At 61.7% G+C, this 17697-nt stretch carries 19 protein-coding genes; 10 read left to right on the top strand and 9 right to left on the bottom strand.

What is annotated here, in order from left to right:
- Nucleotides 1-13: 13 nt before the first annotated feature.
- From dapD to ACK6D9_RS05640, 5 genes are all read left to right on the top strand, one after another.
- Entirely contained in the window at nt 14-868 is an 855-nt protein-coding gene (gene dapD, locus ACK6D9_RS05660) for a 2,3,4,5-tetrahydropyridine-2,6-dicarboxylate N-succinyltransferase (RefSeq protein WP_412050955.1), read from the top strand.
- A gap of 8 nt (nt 869-876) precedes the next feature.
- Nucleotides 877-1257, top strand: coding sequence for a DUF805 domain-containing protein (locus tag ACK6D9_RS05655; protein WP_412050954.1), 381 nt, complete (start codon nt 877-879; stop codon nt 1255-1257).
- Nucleotides 1258-1509: 252 nt separating this feature from the next.
- On the top strand, nt 1510-1749 hold the full coding sequence (locus ACK6D9_RS05650; RefSeq protein WP_412050953.1) for a hypothetical protein: 240 nt from the start codon (nt 1510-1512) through the stop codon (nt 1747-1749).
- Nucleotides 1750-2046: 297 nt separating this feature from the next.
- Nucleotides 2047-3243 (top strand): succinyl-diaminopimelate desuccinylase, encoded by a 1197-nt coding sequence (gene dapE / locus ACK6D9_RS05645; protein WP_412050952.1) that lies wholly within the window; start codon nt 2047-2049, stop codon nt 3241-3243.
- 2 nt (nt 3244-3245) lie between these two features.
- Nucleotides 3246-3848, top strand: coding sequence for a hypothetical protein (locus tag ACK6D9_RS05640; protein ID WP_322988251.1), 603 nt, complete (start codon nt 3246-3248; stop codon nt 3846-3848).
- 126 nt (nt 3849-3974) lie between these two features.
- On the opposite strand, the gene ACK6D9_RS05635 is transcribed toward ACK6D9_RS05640, so the two are convergent.
- The 5 genes from ACK6D9_RS05635 to def form a co-directional block, all read right to left on the bottom strand.
- A complete protein-coding gene (locus ACK6D9_RS05635) occupies nt 3975-4445 on the bottom strand; it encodes a chemotaxis protein CheW (RefSeq protein WP_322988250.1) in 471 nt (156 codons plus the stop codon).
- Nucleotides 4445-6913: a methyl-accepting chemotaxis protein gene (locus ACK6D9_RS05630; protein WP_412050951.1), complete on the bottom strand. Its 2469-nt coding sequence runs from the start codon at nt 6911-6913 to the stop codon at nt 4445-4447. Before ACK6D9_RS05630 ends, ACK6D9_RS05635 begins: the two co-directional genes overlap by 1 nt.
- A 230-nt stretch (nt 6914-7143) precedes the next feature.
- Nucleotides 7144-7893 carry a tRNA pseudouridine(38-40) synthase TruA gene (gene truA, locus ACK6D9_RS05625; RefSeq protein WP_412051743.1) on the bottom strand — a complete coding sequence of 250 codons (750 nt, stop codon included), beginning with the start codon at nt 7891-7893 and terminating at the stop codon, nt 7144-7146.
- A complete protein-coding gene (gene fmt, locus ACK6D9_RS05620) occupies nt 7890-8840 on the bottom strand; it encodes a methionyl-tRNA formyltransferase (protein WP_322990103.1) in 951 nt (316 codons plus the stop codon). The genes truA and fmt overlap by 4 nt, the downstream gene beginning before the upstream one ends.
- 117 nt (nt 8841-8957) lie before the next feature.
- Nucleotides 8958-9476: a peptide deformylase gene (gene def / locus ACK6D9_RS05615; protein WP_322990102.1), complete on the bottom strand. Its 519-nt coding sequence runs from the start codon at nt 9474-9476 to the stop codon at nt 8958-8960.
- A 124-nt stretch (nt 9477-9600) separates the two neighbouring features.
- On the opposite strand from def, the gene ACK6D9_RS05610 reads away from it, so the two are divergent.
- The 3 genes from ACK6D9_RS05610 (at nt 9601) to ACK6D9_RS05600 (ending at nt 12549) form a co-directional block, all read left to right on the top strand.
- On the top strand, nt 9601-10887 hold the full coding sequence (locus ACK6D9_RS05610) for a DNA recombination protein RmuC (RefSeq protein ID WP_412050950.1): 1287 nt from the start codon (nt 9601-9603) through the stop codon (nt 10885-10887).
- Nucleotides 10888-11039: 152 nt separating this feature from the next.
- Nucleotides 11040-11624: a hypothetical protein gene (locus ACK6D9_RS05605; RefSeq protein ID WP_412050949.1), complete on the top strand. Its 585-nt coding sequence runs from the start codon at nt 11040-11042 to the stop codon at nt 11622-11624.
- Between the two features lie 25 nt (nt 11625-11649).
- Nucleotides 11650-12549 (top strand): ribokinase, encoded by a 900-nt coding sequence (locus ACK6D9_RS05600; RefSeq protein ID WP_412050948.1) that lies wholly within the window; start codon nt 11650-11652, stop codon nt 12547-12549.
- Here ACK6D9_RS05600 and ACK6D9_RS05595 read toward each other — a convergent pair.
- The gene (locus ACK6D9_RS05595; RefSeq protein ID WP_412050947.1) at nt 12546-13484 is read right to left on the bottom strand and encodes a nucleoside hydrolase; all 939 of its coding nucleotides are present in this window, start codon (nt 13482-13484) and stop codon (nt 12546-12548) included. The genes ACK6D9_RS05600 and ACK6D9_RS05595 overlap by 4 nt on opposite strands.
- A gap of 261 nt (nt 13485-13745) precedes the next feature.
- On the opposite strand from ACK6D9_RS05595, the gene ACK6D9_RS05590 reads away from it, so the two are divergent.
- Together ACK6D9_RS05590 and ACK6D9_RS05585 are read left to right on the top strand one after the other, a co-directional pair.
- On the top strand, nt 13746-14177 hold the full coding sequence (locus ACK6D9_RS05590; protein ID WP_267655022.1) for an Hsp20 family protein: 432 nt from the start codon (nt 13746-13748) through the stop codon (nt 14175-14177).
- A 55-nt stretch (nt 14178-14232) separates the two neighbouring features.
- Nucleotides 14233-14490 carry a DUF1150 family protein gene (locus ACK6D9_RS05585; RefSeq protein ID WP_412050946.1) on the top strand — a complete coding sequence of 86 codons (258 nt, stop codon included), beginning with the start codon at nt 14233-14235 and terminating at the stop codon, nt 14488-14490.
- A gap of 68 nt (nt 14491-14558) precedes the next feature.
- Here ACK6D9_RS05585 and ptsN read toward each other — a convergent pair whose 3' ends face one another.
- The 3 genes from ptsN to rpoN form a co-directional block, all read right to left on the bottom strand.
- Complete coding sequence (gene ptsN / locus ACK6D9_RS05580; protein WP_322990519.1) at nt 14559-15023, bottom strand: PTS IIA-like nitrogen regulatory protein PtsN; 465 nt, start codon at nt 15021-15023, stop codon at nt 14559-14561.
- Nucleotides 15024-15143: 120 nt separating this feature from the next.
- Entirely contained in the window at nt 15144-15716 is a 573-nt protein-coding gene (gene hpf, locus ACK6D9_RS05575; protein ID WP_322990518.1) for a ribosome hibernation-promoting factor, HPF/YfiA family, read from the bottom strand.
- A 247-nt stretch (nt 15717-15963) separates the two neighbouring features.
- Nucleotides 15964-17562, bottom strand: coding sequence for an RNA polymerase factor sigma-54 (gene rpoN, locus ACK6D9_RS05570; RefSeq protein ID WP_322990517.1), 1599 nt, complete (start codon nt 17560-17562; stop codon nt 15964-15966).
- Nucleotides 17563-17697 lie beyond the last annotated feature (135 nt).

Raw genomic sequence — 17697 nt, 5'->3', positions numbered from 1 at the left:
AGGAATCGCCACGATGAAGCATGACCTGGCAGCACTTGCCTCCACCATCGAAACCGCTTTCGACGAGCGTGACAACATCTCCACTGCCACCCGCGGCGAGGTACGCGACGCCGTCGACCAGGCGCTCAACCTGCTTGACCGTGGCGAAGCGCGGGTCGCCGAGCGCGGCGAAGATGGCGCCTGGACGGTCAATCAATGGCTCAAGAAAGCAGTGCTGCTGTCGTTTCGTCTCAACCCAATGGAAGTCATCAAGGGTGGCCCCGGCGACGCGGTCTGGTGGGACAAGGTTCCCTCCAAATTCGAAGGCTGGACCGCCAACGAGTTTGAACGCTCGGGCTTCCGCGCGGTGCCTGGCTCGATTGTCCGGCGCGGTGCCTTTATCGGCAAGAATGTCGTGCTGATGCCATCCTTCGTCAATCTCGGCGCCTATGTCGACGAGGGTTCGATGGTTGATGGCTGGGCAACTGTCGGCTCCTGCGCCCAGATAGGCAAGAACGTGCACCTGTCCGGCGGCGTCGGCATCGGCGGCGTTCTGGAACCGTTGCAGGCAGGTCCCACCATTATCGAGGACAATTGCTTCATTGGTGCCCGCTCGGAAGTGGTCGAAGGCTGCATCGTGCGTGAAGGCTCGGTGCTCGGCATGGGCGTGTTCATCGGCAAGTCGACCCGCATCGTCAACCGGGCGACCGGCGAGATCAGTTTTGGCGAAGTGCCGCCCTATTCGGTGGTGGTGGCGGGCACGATGCCGTCATCTGGCACCATGGGCAATGGCGCGGCGGCCCCCAATCTCTACTGCGCCGTGATCGTCAAGACAGTGGATGCCAAGACCCGGTCGAAAACCGGCATCAACGAGTTGCTCAGGGACTGACTGCAGCGATGGCGGCGCTCCCCCGACCCGGCATGCGCTGGCTGTTGTTCAGCGCGTCTGGCCGGCTGTCGCGCCAAACCTACGCCTGGGCGCTGCTGTTCTGGACGGCGGTGTTTGCGGTGCCGGTATCGGCCGCAGTTTCGGCTGGCGACGACACGTCGGCGCTGGCCGCCGCCGGGCTGGGATTTCTGCTGACAATTGCGGCTTCGGTCTGGTCCATTGCGGTAATGTCGATCAAGCGGCTGCATGATGCCGGGTTGCCGGGCATTCTGGTCGCCGTGCTGTTGATTCCGGCAGCGTCGCTGCTGATGCTGATCGCGATCATGGTCTGGCCCTCGGTGAAAGGCCCCAATGACCATGGGCCGTGCCCGGATCGGCCTGGCTACTGAAACGCCTGCCAAAACCATGAGACAATGCCGATCAACCGCAAATGCCGTTGCTGTTGATCTCATCTCGGTAGGTTCCGCCGACCTTCGCCAGTCTCACCAATAGCCCACGCCTCCAACAATTTGCGAATAGGGCCGCACCCAAGGGCAGAGCCCGCTGTCGTGACCATTATGCAACCTTTAGTTTATTGATATATTATTTACAACTAATGATAATGTCGTGAGGGAATTCAACCATGCAAGGGAGGAAGTGAGATGAACGATTTTTGGGTGGAGTTCACTGCGGGCACGACATTTGGTCACATGAACGCAGGACTTGCGGCGGTTCCGGCGATCAATCCGCAACTGCAAGGTGGAACCTGGTTCTTCAGTGCCAACTGGGGGACTACGCAGCGCGACCTGAACAATCTGAGAGGGAGAATAGAGACGGGCTCGGGACGAAACAGCGTTTCGGATATCGGCCTGCAAGGCGATTCCAAGACGATAGATCAATAATACCCGCATGCTAGAGCCGCTGCCGCGAACAGGAACTAAACGGTACGGGGCGTTGACGCGGAGCGCGACAATGATGGTGACAGCAGCGCCATGAACGGTGTCGGCGGTGCGGGTAGGCCGAGCCCGCACCAAGGCACAATCCGCCACTATCCGCGCCGCGCCGATCGTCATGTTGTTGTCGCTGGTGGAGGGTTTGACAGCCATGCTCCTGCGCCGGACGAGGCAGGGTACCGCGTTCCGTGTTTTCAGATCGTTGGACAGTCGACAGGCTCAGGCCAATCGTCTAATCACGAGATCATGACGCTTACTGATCCCGCCCACACGCTCGCCGCCCTGATCCGCTGTCCGTCCGTCACGCCAGACGAAGGCGGCGCGCTGACAACGCTTTCCGCGATGCTCGCTGACCTCGGCTTTACCAATGAACGGGTGACCTTCTCCGACAGTGACACGCCCGATGTCGACAACCTCTATTCGCGGCTTGGCACTGATGGGCCGCATCTGATGTTTGCCGGCCATACCGATGTGGTGCCGGTCGGCGACGCCGGGGCATGGACCCAGGATCCGTTCGCTGCACAGATCATCGACGGCGAGATGTATGGCCGCGGCGCCGTCGACATGAAGGGCGGCATCGCCTGCTTCGTTTCGGCGCTGGCCCGACTTATGACCCGCCGTGGTGCGCCCGCGGGAAGCGTTTCGCTGCTGATCACCGGCGACGAGGAAGGCCCGGGCATAAACGGCACCGAAAAGCTTCTCGCGCATGCGGCGGCCAAAGGCGAGCGCTGGGATGCAGCGCTGGTGGGTGAGCCGACCAACCCCGAGCAGCTGGGCGACATGATCAAGATCGGCCGTCGTGGCTCGTTGTCGGGAGTGCTGACGGTGGAGGGGGTGCAAGGCCACGTCGCCTACCCGCACCTCGCTGACAATCCGCTGCGCGGGATACTGACACTGGCGAAGGCGCTGATGCAGCCGCCACTCGATGCCGGCAACGAGCGGTTTCCACCTTCCAATCTGGAAGTCACCGCAATCGACACCGGCAACCCCTCGTCCAACGTGATCCCGGCGCGGGCCACGGCGCGTTTCAACATTCGCTTCAACGACATCTGGACCGCCGAAAGCCTGACCGCGGAACTGAACGCGCGGCTCGAACGCGCCGCAAAAGAGAACGGGCTTCGCGAGGGGCGCGACCCGGTTCGCTACAGCGTCACGCTCAGCGAACGCCCCTCCCCCTCGTTCGTGACAAGGGATACGGCGCTGATCGAAACGCTGTCGGCAGCGGTGTTGGAGGCGACTGGGCGCAACTCGACGCTGTCGACCACCGGCGGAACTTCGGACGCTCGCTTCATCAAGAATTACTGCCCGGTGGTCGAGTTCGGGCTGGTCGGCAAGACCATGCACATGGTCGATGAGCGGGTCGCGCTGACAGACCTTGAAGGCCTGACGGCAATCTATGAAGTGTTTCTCGAGCGCTGGTTCGACAGCGCCAAGGCGGGCTGAACTTGGCCTGGGCGCTGATCCCGTCGCGACATGAAGCCGGTAGTGCGCTGGCCGGGCTGTTCTACCTGATGCTCAAGCGACCGGAAGGCCTGAAGCTGTTCGACACCACGCCGGACGGTTTCTGGCGCTCGTTCGGCGCCTTCGTCTGGACCTGGCCGGTGCAATGCTTCCTGTGGACCGGCGTCTGGCGCGCGGTGCCCGAGACCCGTCCCGAGGGTGCTGCCGAAACGCTGGGATTTTTCCTGGTTTCCGGTGGCTTCGACCTGGCGGCATGGCTGATCCCGCCGATCCTGCTGCTGGCGGTAACGCAAGTGTTCGGACTTGGCGACAAGTTTGCACGGCTGGTGGTGGTCAACAACTGGTACGGGCTGTTTTCGGCCTATGTGGGCTTCTTCCCCGCCGCACTGCGCTATCTCGCGCCGGTTCCCGATGCGGTCAGTGCCATGGCATCACTGATTGCCTATGTGGCGGTGATCGGGCTCTATTTCCGGGTGATCCGCGGCTGCCTTGACGGCGACATGCTGATCTCGGTGTTCATCACGCTGATGATGGTGATGACCGGATTGACCATTTCCGAACTGGCCTTCACCACACTGGGCGGCTGAGGCGTTGCGCGTTCGTCTGAACAAGCAATGACCGGATCAGTTCAACATTTTGATCAAGCGCGTGTGCCACGGTCAGACTGGCCCCGGTTTCCCGGGGCCGGATATGCAGCTTCGGGCCTTGGTTGGTCAGGCCGCCAGTTCTTCGGTGTCGGAGAACAGTGCGTCGAGATCGAGATAGCAGATCATCTGCGTGTCGACCGGAATGATCGCCTTGGTCAGCGCCCGTTCGGCTGCGGGCAGCACGTCGGGAGCCGGCTGCAACTCGGCGGTACTGACGGTGATCATGTCAGACACGTTCTCGACCAGCAGGCCGACCAGTTTGCCGGCGATGGCGGTGACGATGATCGCCGAACGCTCGGTCGGCTTGATCGGCGGCAGGCCGAGACGGATCGCCATGTCGATCACCGGAATCACCGAACCGCGCAGGTTGATGACGCCCAGCACATGCGGCGGGGTATGCGGTAGTGTCGTCGCCGGCGCCCAGCCGCGAATTTCGCGAACCGACATGATGTTGACGCAGAATACCTGCGCGCCCAGATGAAACGATATGATTCTCAGACTGTCAGCTTCAGCCGCAATATTCTCAGTTCCGTGCATCAAAATTCCTCCCAGTCGTCCTGTGACGCTGCAGTTGCCTTGGCGGTCGAACCGGCCCCGAAGGCTCGGGCGACCGAATTGACCATGTTTCGCGCGGGTGATGCAACCGGGCGCGAGCCCGCATCAGCCGCGCTCGGCTTTTGGGCCGCCAGATTTCCGGCGGACAGTTTCTGGCTTGCCTGTCTGGCGGGTGCAGCGGCAGCAACGCCGCCAGTTGCACCTGCCCCAGTGCCGCCGGCGCCGGTGAGCCTGAACTGACCAACCAAGCCATCCAGCGCTGCGGCCCCATTCGAAAGCCGATGGGTGACCGCCGTGGTCTGTTCCACCATGGCCGCATTTTGCTGGGTAACCTGGTCCATCTGATTGACCGCCGAGTTGATTTCCGTCAACCCGGTCGACTGTTCGCGCGCCGCCGTGGCGATCGAATTGATCTGCTCGTTGATGTCGCTGACATGCTGGGCGATCAGGGCGAGCGCCTCGCCAGTCTGGCGGACCAGCGCGACACCGGTGGTCACCTCTTCACCAGACTTGCTGATCAGGTTCTTGATGTCCTTGGCAGCCGTTGCCGAGCGTTGGGCCAGTTCGCGCACTTCCTGGGCAACCACGGCAAAGCCCTTGCCTGCTTCGCCGGCACGCGCCGCCTCAACCCCGGCATTGAGCGCCAGCAGGTTGGTCTGGAAGGCGATCTCGTCGATGACGCTGATGATCTTCGAGATTTCGCCAGAGGCGACCTCGATACGGCCCATGGCGTCGACGGCATCGGCCACGACCTTGCTTGACTGGTCGGTCGACTGCTTGGCCTGGCTGACCTTGTCGGTGGCCTCGTCGGCGCGCGCAGACGAGCTCTTGACGGTGGCCGTGATTTCATCGAGTGCCGCGGAGGTCTGCTCCAGTGAGGCCGCCTGCTGTTCGGTCCGGCGTGACAGATCATCGGCCGCTGCCCGCAATTCGCCGGTGTCGCCATTGATCTCGAGAATATTGTCGCTGACTTCGGAGAGTGTGCTGTTGAGCTTTTCCACCGAAGCGTTGAAATCGAGCCGCAAACGGTCAAGGCTCTGCATGAACGGGGTTTGTAGACGGACTGACAGATCGCCTTCAGACAGGCGCTGCAGACCGCCGGCCAGCGCATCAACCGCCTGCTGCATCTGCTGGCTTTCTTCGGCCTTGGCCTGCTCACGCTCGTGGCGTTCGCGTTCACTGAGCACTCGGCTTTCATCGGCCTGGGCCTCAAGGCTGACTTTTTCGACCGCCGCATCGCGGAACACCGCCACCGAACGCGCCATTTCGCCGATCTCGTCGTTGCGATGTTCGCCGGAAATCTCGATCGAGGTGTCACCCTCGGCGAGCCGGCGCATGGCGCCGACAATCTGGTCGATCGGCCGGGTCAGGGTCCGAGAGAACCAGACAGAAAGAGCCAGTGCAGCGATCAGCAAGGCCAGCGACAGCGCCAGGATGGTGTTACGCATGGTCACCATCGCAGCACCGGATTCGGCACTGTCTTGCACGGCCGCCACCACCCAGTTGGCGCCTTCGAAATCGATCTGGGCAAGAGCGATATCAGCGTGGATGTCGCGATAACCGTCAAAGGTGCCGGAGATCACCTCGGTACCGTTGATGTCGGCGACCATAGCTGGGGCCACCTCGGCGACAAGCACATCGCTTTCGGGGGTTTTCGCAGAATCAATGACCATGACGCCAGCAGCATTGAGCAGAACCGTCTCGCCGGTTTCGCCCAGGCCGGTGGTGTTGGCCATGATTTCGGCGACCTTGCCGGTGGGCATGCGGATCATGACGACACCAACTATGCCTGCGTCAGATTTTAGCGCATGGCCCATGAAGGCCGCCGATCCGGATTCGGCAGCCGCATAGGGCGCGTAGTCGGCAAAGACGGTCTTGTCCGGCTGGTTGGCTTCGACAATGCCGGCAAACACCTTGCCGGGCCCGGCATCCTTCAACGGACCGGATTTCAGATTGGTAGCAAAATCCGCGTTCTTGTTGACCGAGTAGATGATGTTGCCGTTCGTGTCGACAATGTAGAGATCTTCCCAACCGCGGCTTTCGACCATGTCGCGGAATTGGGGATGGTACCACTCATGGGTCTGATCGTAGGAGCTGACGGCGGCGGTATCGAGCTTCTGGCGCTCACCTGCTGGATGCGGATTGTCGGTGATGTAGCGCTTCTGGAGTTTTTCGGTAACGCCATCACCCAAAAACCCCCAGTCAAACTTGAACCCCTCCAGCGCGATGCGCAGCAGGTTGTTCTGCGAGGTCGCAAGCAAGTCCTGCTCGACACTGGCCAGATAAGTCTGCACCTGATTTCGTCGGCCATCGGCGATGGCAACCAGGATCTCGTCCGTCTTGGCACTCAGCGCACCGGAGGCAATCTGGAGAGAAGCAACACTGGCGACGCCGATGGAGACAATTGTCATCACAGCTGCGGCCAGCGGCAGTTTGCGCGAAATAAGCATGAGCGGTCCTGAATGCGAAATGGTCTCACCGACATGTCCCCGGAGGACGGGAACGGCCAGAACAGGCTTCATGCACACCGCGACGGGACGCAGCTTCTGGCATCGCCAGTTTTCTGCCTATTGGGTTACCTTCGGGTTAATCCGGAACCGTCAAATTCAACCCGGGCGAATAGCGCCCCACTCCACCACTGTTGCGGGAGCACGCGGAGTATTCTTGAAGCAACCCGATTTTAGTAATCGACCTGCTTGAAATACAGCCCGCCGGGGGCAGCCACCGGGCCGCAGGCCTTGCGGGAGCGGGCGGCCAGCGCCGCCTCGACGTCGTCGGCTGTCCACTTGCCTTCGCCAACCAGCCGCAAGGTGCCGGCAAAGGAACGGATCTGGTTGTGCAGGAAGCTGCGCGCGGTGGCGTGAATCTCGACCAGCCCATCGGCAGCACCGGAAACCACATCGAGCCGGTCCAGCGTGCGCACCGGCGAATTGGCCTGACACTGAACCGAGCGGAAGGTGGTGAAATCATGCCGACCGACCAGCCGTTGGGCGGCTTCGTGCATGGCCGCAACGTTCAGTGGCTTGGTCGACCAGGCGGCGCGGTTCTTCTCCAGCACCAGCGGGGCGCGGCGGCAGAGGATGCGGTAGACATAATGGCGGCGGAGGGCTGAGAAACGGGCATCGAACCCATCGGCAACGGGGCTCGCAACGAGAATGGCGACGCGCTCGCGGGCCATCTGCAGATGCGCGTTGATGGCGTCGCGGACCGTGTCCGCCGGCCATTGTTTGTCGAGGTCGACATGAGCGACCTGGCCGAGAGCATGAACGCCGGCATCGGTGCGTCCTGCGCCTTTGACGCTGACGCTCTCGCCGCTAAAGCCCTTAATGGCGGTTTCAATTGCCTGCTGCACCGACGGGTGCTCGTCCTGACGCTGCCAGCCGACATAGCCGGAGCCGTCATATTCGATGTCGAGCCGGTAGCGCATCAGCCGATCGTCGTGCCGGGCGCAACCGAGGTGCCGCGCAGAAAATCGTCGATCGCCAGTTGCTTGCCGCCGGCTTTCTGCAGGCTCAACAGCCGCACGGCGCCGTCGCTGCAGGCGACCAGCAACCGGTCATCAAGCACCGTTCCCGGCACTGGCGCCGACGCAGGGTCCTTCAGTGGCGTGGCAACAACCTCGGTTGCCAGCAGCTTGACCCGTTCGACACGACCGCCGACGTCGAGTTCGAACCAGGCCCCCGGCGCTGGCGCCAGACCGCGGACATGGTTGTGCACGTCCTGCGCCGGCCGGTTGAAATCAACCCGGGTTTCGGCCTTGTTGATCTTGGCGGCGTAGCTGACGCCGGTCTCGGACTGGGGCTTAACCGGCAGGCCGGTGGTTTCCAGCCGCTGCATTGCCTCGCACATCAGCCGCGCGGTGATTTCGGCGAGCCGGTCGTGCAACTCACCGGTGGTCATGTCGGGGGCAATAGCGATGGTTTCTGCCAACGCCACCGGGCCGGTGTCGAGGCCTTCGTCCATTTTCATGATCATGACGCCGGTCTCGCTGTCGCCGGCCATGATAGCCCGCTGGATCGGCGCTGCGCCGCGCCAGCGAGGCAACAGCGAGGCGTGACCATTCCAGGCCCCTAGCCGCGGCGCATCGAGAATGGCCTTGGGCAAGAGCAGCCCGTAGGCGACAACCACCGCTGCATCGGCGTCAAGCGCATCAAAGGCTTGCTGCTCCGCCTCGCCCTTCAGGCTTTTGGGAGTAAATACCGGAATGCCGAGCCGCTCGGCGGCGGCGTGCACCGGCGAGGGCAACACATCAAGGCCACGGCGGCCTGCCGGGCGGGGCGGTTGCGAATAGACCGCAACGATCTCGTGTCCTGCCGCGGCAAGCGCTTCCAGCGTCGGTACGGCGTAAGCGGGCGTCCCCATGAAAATGATGCGCATCGGCAATTGGCCCGTCCGGTTATCAGGGTGTTCAACGCCCGTGTTCAAACGGGTTTTACAGCCTCAGGTCAAGTCCGTCGAAGTCGCGGGTGTTTCCGAACCGACCCCCGAATGAGATCAGGCGGTCACCCGGGTTTTGGCGAGCTTGGTGAACTTGCGCACCACCATGTCGCGCTTAAGTTTGGAAATATGGTCGATGAACAACACGCCGTTGAGGTGATCAATCTCGTGCTGCAGGCAGGTGGCGAGCAGGCCGTCGGCCTCGGTCGTCTGCAGTTTGCCATCGCGGTCGAGATGTTTGACGGTAACCGATGCGGGCCGCTCGACATCGGCGTAGTAATCCGGGATCGACAGGCAGCCTTCCTCATAGACACTGGTGTCTTCGCCGGTGGCGACGAGTTCGGGATTGATGAACACCTGCGGATTGGGGTCTTCATCCTTGCCGGCGATGTCGATTACCAGCAGCCGCCGCGGCACCCCGACCTGAATGGCAGCGAGGCCAATGCCCGGCGCTTCATACATGGTCTCGAGCATATCCTCGACGAAGCCTTTGAGCTCGGAATCGACGCGTTCCACCGGCAGGCTTTGCTGGCGCAGGATCGGATCGGGCAAATAGATGATCGGCTTGATGGTCATGACGCTGAAATAGTCACTGACAGGCGTCTCGTCAATCGCAGCTCACGGCAGTTTGAATCGCCGCTGGACCTACTTGTTCCTGTTTTGATCTGACATTTGGGCCAGAATCAGCTAGGTCATCGACATGGATAGCTCCACCGACGTGTTTTCGACCCGGCTTTTTGACCTTGGCGGCTCCGCAGTGACGCTCGGGCAGGCGCTACTCGGCCTTGCCGTTGCATTGCTGCTGCTTTTTGGCTGGCTCGCACTGGCGCTTACCCGTGCCAACCGGCTGCGCGCGCAAGCTGACGCGGCTGCCGCTGCGCGCACCGCCCAGGCCGATGCGCGGCTTGCGGAAATCCTCAAGGCACAATCGGAAATGCAGGGCCGAATGGGGACGATGGCCGAATTGTTCGGCGCACGCCAGGCCGAACTCAACCAGTCGATCGGCCAGCGCCTCGATGGCATGACCCAGCGCATCGGCACCACGCTGACCGATCAGACCCGCACCACCCACGAAAACCTGAGCAAATTGCAGGAGCGGCTGGCGGTGATTGATACCGCACAGGCCAACATCCAGTCGCTGGCACGCGATGTGGTTGGGCTTCAGGCGATCCTGTCCAACAAGCAGACCCGTGGCGCCTTCGGGCAGTCGCGGATGGAAACCATCATCCAGGACGGGTTGCCGATGGGCGCGTTCAGCTTTCAGCCGACCCTGTCGAACGGCATGCGGCCCGATTGCACCATCGCCATGCCGAATGACGCACCGGATCTTGTCATCGACGCCAAATTCCCGCTGGAAGCATGGAACGCCATGCGCGCGGCGGAAACCGAAGGCAGCGGCGAGCAGGCCGCCCAGACTGCACAACAGCGCTTCCGCCGCGATATCGAGGTCCATATCCGCGACATCTCGGAAAAATATCTGCTCGCCGGCGAAACCCAGGACACGGCATTTCTGTTCGTGCCGTCGGAATCGATCTTTGCCGAGATCCACGAGAATTTCGAGGCCATCGTGCACAAGGCACAGCGCGCGCGGGTGGTGATCGTCTCGCCGTCGCTGCTGATGCTGTCGATCCAGGTGATCCAGGCGTTGCTGAAAGACGCGCGGATGCGCGAACAGGCGCATCTGATCCAGGGGGAAGTGCTGCGGTTGATGGAGGACCTGTCGCGGCTTGATGACCGGACCCGGAAACTGCAGGCGCATTTTTCCATGGCGCAGAAAGATGTGGATTTGATCCTGACTTCGTCGGACAAGCTCAGCAAGCGCGGCGCCAAGATCGAGGCGCTCGAGTTCGCCCAGATTGCCGATGACGCCAAACCAGCAGCTGCCACCCGTCCGGCTCAGGAAAGCGCGCCCACCACCCAGCAAAACCCGAAATTCGAGCCCCGCTCCACAACGCTAAAACTCCGCGTTGTCGACGAGGATGAATAGCTTTCAAAACCTCAAATGCCGCGGCGTCAATTGGCGTCTTCTGGCGCGGCCTGCCCGGAAACAACAGATTTCCGTTGCGCGGTCTCTGCGTCTCGTGTGATTTGAGGCACCCCGAACTGTCCGAACGGACGGTTCGCACGGAGAGGAATATCATGCCTGTTCAATCCCGGTCTGCTGCACTACTGCCGACATTTTCCAAAACGATCAGCGGCGGCCTGATGCTCGCTGCTGCCCTCGGCCTCTCCCTGGCAGCCTCCACCTCAGCCGTGGCCGCAGCGTGCGAAGTCTCGATGGAACAGACCTGGCTGGGTGACCTCGTCGCGTCAGCGCGAACCAGCGGCCCCTGCGATGCCGCCAGTATTGATCTTGTGGTGCGCAACGGCGTTGACGAAGTCGTCTGGAGCGCTTCTCACGCCAGCACAGACCTATTCGGGTTTGATGGCATTGAGGACGCGGATTCGATGGGTATTGCCCTGGGTGACTGGCTTGGCGATTACGCCGACAATCCCAGTTCCAGCCGATTGCCGGAATGGCCCGAAGGGGTGGACATGCCTGATGCCGGCGAATTCCCGTTCTATGTCGAGGAAGGTGTCTCACGAGACGTTTACGAGACCTTGCGCACCGCTGATTATCCGATGGTCTGCTACATCCAGGGCCACGAAAGCACCTTGTGCCTGGTCAAGCAGCCGGACGCCGGCGCCCTGACCAATGTCGGTGCGCAATCCTTTCCGGGTTAAGTCACCAAGCTAGGGGGAAACCGCCATGATCACCGTCATCGGATCCGTCAACATGGACCTGATCGCCACCACGCCGCGTCTGCCCGAACCGGGCGAAACCGTCAGCGGGACGGATTTCTCCACAGCACAAGGCGGCAAGGGTGCCAACCAGGCGCTGGCCGCACAACGCGCCGGTGCTCAGGTCAAGATGACCGGGGCGGTTGGCGATGATGGCTTTGCCGCCGAGGCGCTCGCCTTGCTTGACGAGGCTGGCGCTGATCTGAGTTCAGTTCGCCGCATCGAGGGGCCCACTGGCACGGCGATGATCCTGGTCGGTGGCGACGGCGAAAACATGATCGTCATCATCCCCGGCGCCAACGGCCATGTCACGGTAGAGGATGCCGAGCAGGCGGTGGCGCGCATGGCAGAGGGTGACACGCTGCTGCTGCAGATGGAAATCCCTCAAGCGGCAATAGAAGCGGCGCTGGTGGCTGCGCGCGCGGGCGGTATCAAGAGCATTCTCAACATCGCCCCGTTGACCGACGCGGTCGAGCGGCTGGCGCCACTTGCCGATATTGTCATCGCCAACGAGACCGAGTTTGCCCGGCTGTCGGGCCGACCGGCGGAAACGCTTGATGCAGCAAGAGCGGAACTTGAGGCGCTGCACAAGGCCACCGGTCAGTGCATGATCATCACGCTGGGTGGCGATGGCGTCCTCGGGGCCCGAGACGGCGCAATCGAGCATGTGGCTTCACTCAAAATCAAGCCGGTCGACACGGTTGGCGCGGGCGACACATTCTGCGGCTATCTGGCGCAAGGGCTCGACGCCGGCATGGACTTTGCCGCAGCCATCCGCCGCGCCGCAGTAGCTGGCGCGCTGGCTTGCCTGAAGCCCGGCGCGCAGCCGTCGATCCCGTTGGCAAGCGACGTCACGGCCCGGCTTTAAAGCCGGGCGAGGCGCTCGATCAGCAGATCGAAAAAGCGGTCGGAGTCGACATCGCCTGCAACAAAAGCATTGTCGGGCCGGTCGGTGACATTCCACCAGTCAACCACCGTGGCGCCCAAGGTCAGTTCCGATCCGGTCTCGATCTCGACATTGCAGTGGCGGCCCGAAAACATTTCCGGGTCGATCAGCCAGGCAATCACTGTCGGATCATGAAGCGGGCCGCCATCGGTGCCATATTTGCGCTCGTCGAAGCGCTCGTAAAACTCCAGCATGTCGGCCATGACACGTGAGGCGCGGTTGCCATTGGCCCTGAGCCTGGCAACCCGCACCCGGGTGGTCAGCACCTTGTGGGTGACATCGAGCGGCATCATGGTGATCGACACGCCGGCGCCAAAGACGGCGGCAGCAGCTTCGGGATCGACATAGATGTTGAATTCGGCCGAAGGGGTGATGTTGCCGCCCTCGAAATAGCCGCCACCCATCAGCACGATTTGGCGCGCCCGAGCTGCGATGTCAGGAGCACGGGCAAAAGCCATGGCAATATTGGTGAGCGGCCCCAGCGCGCAGAGGGTTACGCTCTTTTCCGGTTCGGTGCGCAGCGTTTCGATGATGAAATCAACTGCATGCCCGGACGCCAGCGGCTGGGCCGGGTCGAACAGCTCGACGCCATCAAGCCCGGTCTTGCCGTGCACATGTTCAGCAGTCACCAGCTTGCGCTTGAGCGGCGCCTCGGCGCCGGCAAAGACCGGGACGTCCGCGCGGCCGCAGATCTCCAAGATGATCCGCGCATTAAGCGCGGTGCGGGCCAGGGGCACATTGCCGGCGACGGCTGTAATGCCCACAACCTCGAGTTCAGAACTTGCCAGCGCCAGCATGATCGCCGCGGCGTCATCCTGTCCGGGATCGGTGTCGATGATGATCTTGCGCGGCGACATGGCGGCTCCCTGAGGTGATGCGATTCGATTTTGGCAGATGATAAAGCACGTCATACTCTAAAGGACCCGTCAGAATGTCCAGGAGTGCGGATTATTGCCTCATATATGGCATGGCGGTGGCCCGAAACCGCTGCCGTCGCCTTGGTCCGCGCACCCCGCGTGGGTAGGTTCTTGCGTTGCGGCAATCAAGTTCCCATATTGAGGGCAAGCCGGATGCCGAATGCGGGTCCGGCGCCTGTCGCTTGAGAACGAGGACAAGCCATGTCACGCATGACGCCTTTTTCAAGCCCGCTGCTGCTGGGCTTTGATACAATGGAGAAGACCCTGGAGCGCATCGCCAAGGGGTCAGAGGGTTATCCGCCCTACAACATCGAACGAATTCGCGCCTCTTCGGACGGCACCAAGGTCGAACGGCTGAGGATCACGCTGGCTGTCGCCGGCTTCCGCGAGGAAGATCTCGACGTCACCACCGAAGAAAATCAACTTGTCATTCGCGGCCGCCAATCCGATGCCGATGGGCGCGAATATCTGCACCGGGGCATTGCCGCACGGCAGTTTCAACGCATGTTCGTGCTTGCCGAGGGCATGCAGGTGACCAGCGCAGAGCTCAAGAACGGCCTGCTATCGGTAGACCTGATCCGCCCCGAGCCAGAACGCATGGTTCGAAAAATTAACATTTCGGTTCGAGACTGAACATCATGGTTCGATCCAACAGGACATTTCCTGCCACGAACAGGAGGAAATTATTATGATTGCCAAATCAGGAAAATCCCAATTATCTACCCAGGATCTGGCGCTGCTCGGCGCCGGGAAAGTCGGCTACATCCGCAAGATGAACTCGGAAGACGTTACGGCCCGGTTCCCCGAGGCCCCGCAGCTTGACCCGGGACTTGAGCTCTGGGCGCTGTTTGGCGCCGACGGCACGCCGATTCTGCTCACCGACAACCGTTCGAGCACGTTTTATCGCGCCGCCGAAGACGAGTTGAAAACCGTCAGCCTGCACTGATCCGCGGCAACGACCGGGGCTATGGCGCCCCGGATGCAACAGCACGAAAAAAACTGGTGAAATTCCGCTCAGGCGGCGTTGGAGGCCCGCTCTTCCGTCAGGAAGGCGTATAGCGAGGCTGCGTTGTCGGTGGCACGCAGCTTGGCGACCATGTCACTGTCGCGCATCACCCGGGCGATCCGTGACAGTGCCTTGAGGTGGTCGGCGCCGGCACCTTCGGGCGCCAGCAGCAGGAAGACCAGATCAACCGGCTGGTCGTCCAGCGCTTCGAAATCGACCGGCTGGTCGAGCCGGGCAAACACGCCGACAATATGATCCAGCGTCGGCAGTTTGCCGTGAGGGATGGCAATGCCATTGCCAACACCGGTGGAACCGAGACGTTCGCGCTGCAGAATGACGTCAAACACCTCGCGCTCGGGAAGTCCTGTGACTTCCGAGGCTTTGGCCGCCAATTCCTGCAACAGCTGTTTTTTGGAGTTTGCCTTGAGCGCGGGCAGTACGGAGTTCTGCGCAATCAGATCAGCAAGCGCCATATCAAAATCCTCGTTTCAAGCCCGCTTTCCGGGCCTCGTGGTTGGCTCTGCGAAAACCACCGGCGGCGCGAAGTTCAAACTCCGCGCTGCCAATGGTCTGCTTTGTAACAGCCATAACGGTCAGGATTTAACGCCGCCAGCGTCAACCCATCCGATATTGCCGTCATTGCGGCGATAGACCACATTGAGGGCATCGTTGCCCGCATTGCGGAACATCAAGATCCGATCGTCTGTCATATCAAGCGCCATCACCGCATCAGCCACGCTCATGGTTACAAGCTGCTTGGTGCTTTCGGCGATGATCGCCGGGGAGTAATCTTCAGGCACTTCCTCGGCATCGTCGCCGGAGGAATCCACAACTGCATAATGAAGCTGCGCCTGGTTCTGCTGGGCATTGGCATAATGGTCCTTGAGACGCCGCTTGTAGCGACGCAGGCGCTTTTCTACCCGCTCGGCGGCGGCATCAAACGCCGGCTGCGGTTCCTGTGCTTCGCCGGTGGCGTGCAGCACCACACCGGTGTCGAGGTGAATCTTGCAATCCGCCTGAAACCTTGAACCGGACTTTTCCACAATGACCTGGCTGGAAAAGCCGCCATCATAATATTTCCGGACGGCACCCGTGACATGGTCTTCGATCCGGGTCCTGAAGGACTCGCCGATTTCCATATGTTTTCCTGACACTCGCACGCTCATGGATTGTCCCTTCTTGTTGCCACTTGGGGGTTTCAGTCTAGGCCATGCGTCGCGCTCATCCAAGCGCCAGACGGCGGTCATTTGCCCTGCTCCAAGCAATTTTTCACTTGACTTATCCGGGCTGGCAGACGGCCACTCTTTGTCCGTCCGATGCGGGGCGGCTTCTACGCCGCACCGCACACAGTGTCAAGCGCGGCCCGGCTTCTGGGGAATTCAGGTGCATTTTCAAGCTATTGCTCTTAGGCCCTCAAAGCGCTGCGGCGCGTGCCCGGGCGCGTTTTTCGCGCCGGCGCTGGACAGAAGACGGAATAGCCATCGCCTCGCGGTACTTGGCCACGGTGCGACGAGCGATCTCCACGCCCGACTGCTTGAGCAATCCTACCAGGTCATCATCGGAAAGCACTGCGGCAGGCTCTTCCTGCTCAACCAGCACCTTGATGCGGTGACGCACCGATTCGGCGGAATGGGCGTCGCCGCCGGCCTCGGCAGAGGCTATCGACACCGTGAAGAAATACTTGAGCTCGAAAACACCGCGCGGGGTGAGCATGTACTTGTTCGACGTAACCCGGCTCACCGTCGATTCATGCATGCCGATGGCGTCGGCCACCGCCTTGAGGTTGAGCGGCCGCAAATGATCGACCCCGTTGAGCAGAAACGCGTCCTGCTGGCGGACGATCTCGCTCGCCACCTTCATGATCGTTCGAGCGCGCTGATCAAGCGAGCGCGCGAGCCAGTTGGCTGTCTGCAGACACTCAGACAGAAACTCCTGGCCGGCTGCGTTCTTCTGCATCTTGCCGGTGACCGTGGCAAAATAGGTCTGGTTGACCAGCACTCGCGGCAAGGTATCGGGGTTGAGTTCGACCTGCCAGCCGCCATCGGATGCGGGCCGGACGGAAACATCAGGCACGATCATCTCGCTGGCGCCTGTCTCGAACCGGGTTCCGGGCTTGGGGTCTAGCGCGCGGATTTCCGCCAACATCTCGAGCAAATCCTCTTCGTCGACGCCGCACAGCCTGGTCAGGCTGGCAAAATCACGGCGGGCGAGCAATTCGAGGTTATCCACCAGCACCGCCATTGCCGGGTCGAGCCGGTCCTTGCGGCGCAGTTGCAGCGCCAGCGATTCCGACAGCGAGCGTGCAAACAACCCGGCGGGCTCGAATTCCTGAAGCTGGGCCAGCACCTGCTCGACCCGGGCCGGATCTGCGCCCAACCGCTCGACTGCTTCGGTCAGGTCGGCCGGCACATAGCCGGCCGGATCCAGACGGTCAGCGATCTCAATGGCAATCAGCCGATCTGCCGGATCGACAAAAGCAAAGGCGATCTGTTCGGTGACGTGATCGCGCAAGGTCGGCGTCCGGGCCGCGAAATCATCAAGATCGTAGCCTTCGCCGGATTGGGTACGGTCGCTGCCGGGCATCGATTTCCAGTTGTCGGCAAATGCCGGCGCGGCGGTACTTTCTGCGGCGTGATCGTCGGGGAATACATTCTCGTAGCGCACGTCGATTTCGTCACGGAGCCGCTCGCTGGCCTTACCAGAATGGTCTTCCCAGGTTCCGTCTTCGCCGCCCTCATAGGTGGTCTCATCGGCACCTGAATCTGTACGGCCATCGGCGTCTCCATCGGTGGAGGCCGCACGGGCGGGTTCGGAGTCAGACGAAGCTGCGGACTCGTTCCCATCCGCGTCCTGCGCGACCAGTTCAAGCAACGGATTGCGCTCGACTTCCTGCTCGATGAAGCGGGTCAGCTCGACATGGCTGAACTGCAGCAGCCGGATCGACTGCATCAGTTGCGGTGTCATTACCAACGATTGGCTTTGACGCAAATGAAGACCGGCAGACAAGGCCATAACGACGCAACACTCCCGCTCGGGCGGTTCCGGGACGACGGCAACGTTCTCGCTGCCCGCCCTCTCCGGCTTGAGCGCGTCCTTAATGACACTGCCCAGCCCAATTGGCCCGAAAATTGCTTTTTATTCGTTTGG

Source organism: Hoeflea sp. Naph1, from assembly GCF_046837775.1.
Classification (GTDB): Bacteria; Pseudomonadota; Alphaproteobacteria; order Rhizobiales; family Rhizobiaceae; genus Hoeflea.
The sequence above is the reverse complement of the archived record's forward strand: the minus strand, read 5'-3'. Positions and strand labels throughout refer to the sequence as shown.

What these genes read in the sequence shown, in the direction of transcription:
- dapD (WP_412050955.1), top strand. Translation starts at nt 14, where the DNA reads ATGAAGCATGACCTGGCAGCACTTGCCTCCACCATCGAAACCGCTTTC.
- ACK6D9_RS05655 (WP_412050954.1), top strand. Translation starts at nt 877, where the DNA reads ATGGCGGCGCTCCCCCGACCCGGCATGCGCTGGCTGTTGTTCAGCGCG.
- ACK6D9_RS05650 (WP_412050953.1), top strand. Translation starts at nt 1,510, where the DNA reads ATGAACGATTTTTGGGTGGAGTTCACTGCGGGCACGACATTTGGTCAC.
- dapE (WP_412050952.1), top strand. Translation starts at nt 2,047, where the DNA reads ATGACGCTTACTGATCCCGCCCACACGCTCGCCGCCCTGATCCGCTGT.
- ACK6D9_RS05635 (WP_322988250.1), bottom strand. Translation starts at nt 4,445, where the DNA reads ATGCACGGAACTGAGAATATTGCGGCTGAAGCTGACAGTCTGAGAATC.
- ACK6D9_RS05630 (WP_412050951.1), bottom strand. Translation starts at nt 6,913, where the DNA reads ATGCTTATTTCGCGCAAACTGCCGCTGGCCGCAGCTGTGATGACAATT.
- fmt (WP_322990103.1), bottom strand. Translation starts at nt 8,840, where the DNA reads ATGCGCATCATTTTCATGGGGACGCCCGCTTACGCCGTACCGACGCTG.
- def (WP_322990102.1), bottom strand. Translation starts at nt 9,476, where the DNA reads ATGACCATCAAGCCGATCATCTATTTGCCCGATCCGATCCTGCGCCAG.
- ACK6D9_RS05610 (WP_412050950.1), top strand. Translation starts at nt 9,601, where the DNA reads ATGGATAGCTCCACCGACGTGTTTTCGACCCGGCTTTTTGACCTTGGC.
- ACK6D9_RS05605 (WP_412050949.1), top strand. Translation starts at nt 11,040, where the DNA reads ATGCCTGTTCAATCCCGGTCTGCTGCACTACTGCCGACATTTTCCAAA.
- ACK6D9_RS05600 (WP_412050948.1), top strand. Translation starts at nt 11,650, where the DNA reads ATGATCACCGTCATCGGATCCGTCAACATGGACCTGATCGCCACCACG.
- ACK6D9_RS05595 (WP_412050947.1), bottom strand. Translation starts at nt 13,484, where the DNA reads ATGTCGCCGCGCAAGATCATCATCGACACCGATCCCGGACAGGATGAC.
- ACK6D9_RS05590 (WP_267655022.1), top strand. Translation starts at nt 13,746, where the DNA reads ATGTCACGCATGACGCCTTTTTCAAGCCCGCTGCTGCTGGGCTTTGAT.
- ACK6D9_RS05585 (WP_412050946.1), top strand. Translation starts at nt 14,233, where the DNA reads ATGATTGCCAAATCAGGAAAATCCCAATTATCTACCCAGGATCTGGCG.
- ptsN (WP_322990519.1), bottom strand. Translation starts at nt 15,023, where the DNA reads ATGGCGCTTGCTGATCTGATTGCGCAGAACTCCGTACTGCCCGCGCTC.
- hpf (WP_322990518.1), bottom strand. Translation starts at nt 15,716, where the DNA reads ATGAGCGTGCGAGTGTCAGGAAAACATATGGAAATCGGCGAGTCCTTC.
- rpoN (WP_322990517.1), bottom strand. Translation starts at nt 17,562, where the DNA reads ATGGCCTTGTCTGCCGGTCTTCATTTGCGTCAAAGCCAATCGTTGGTA.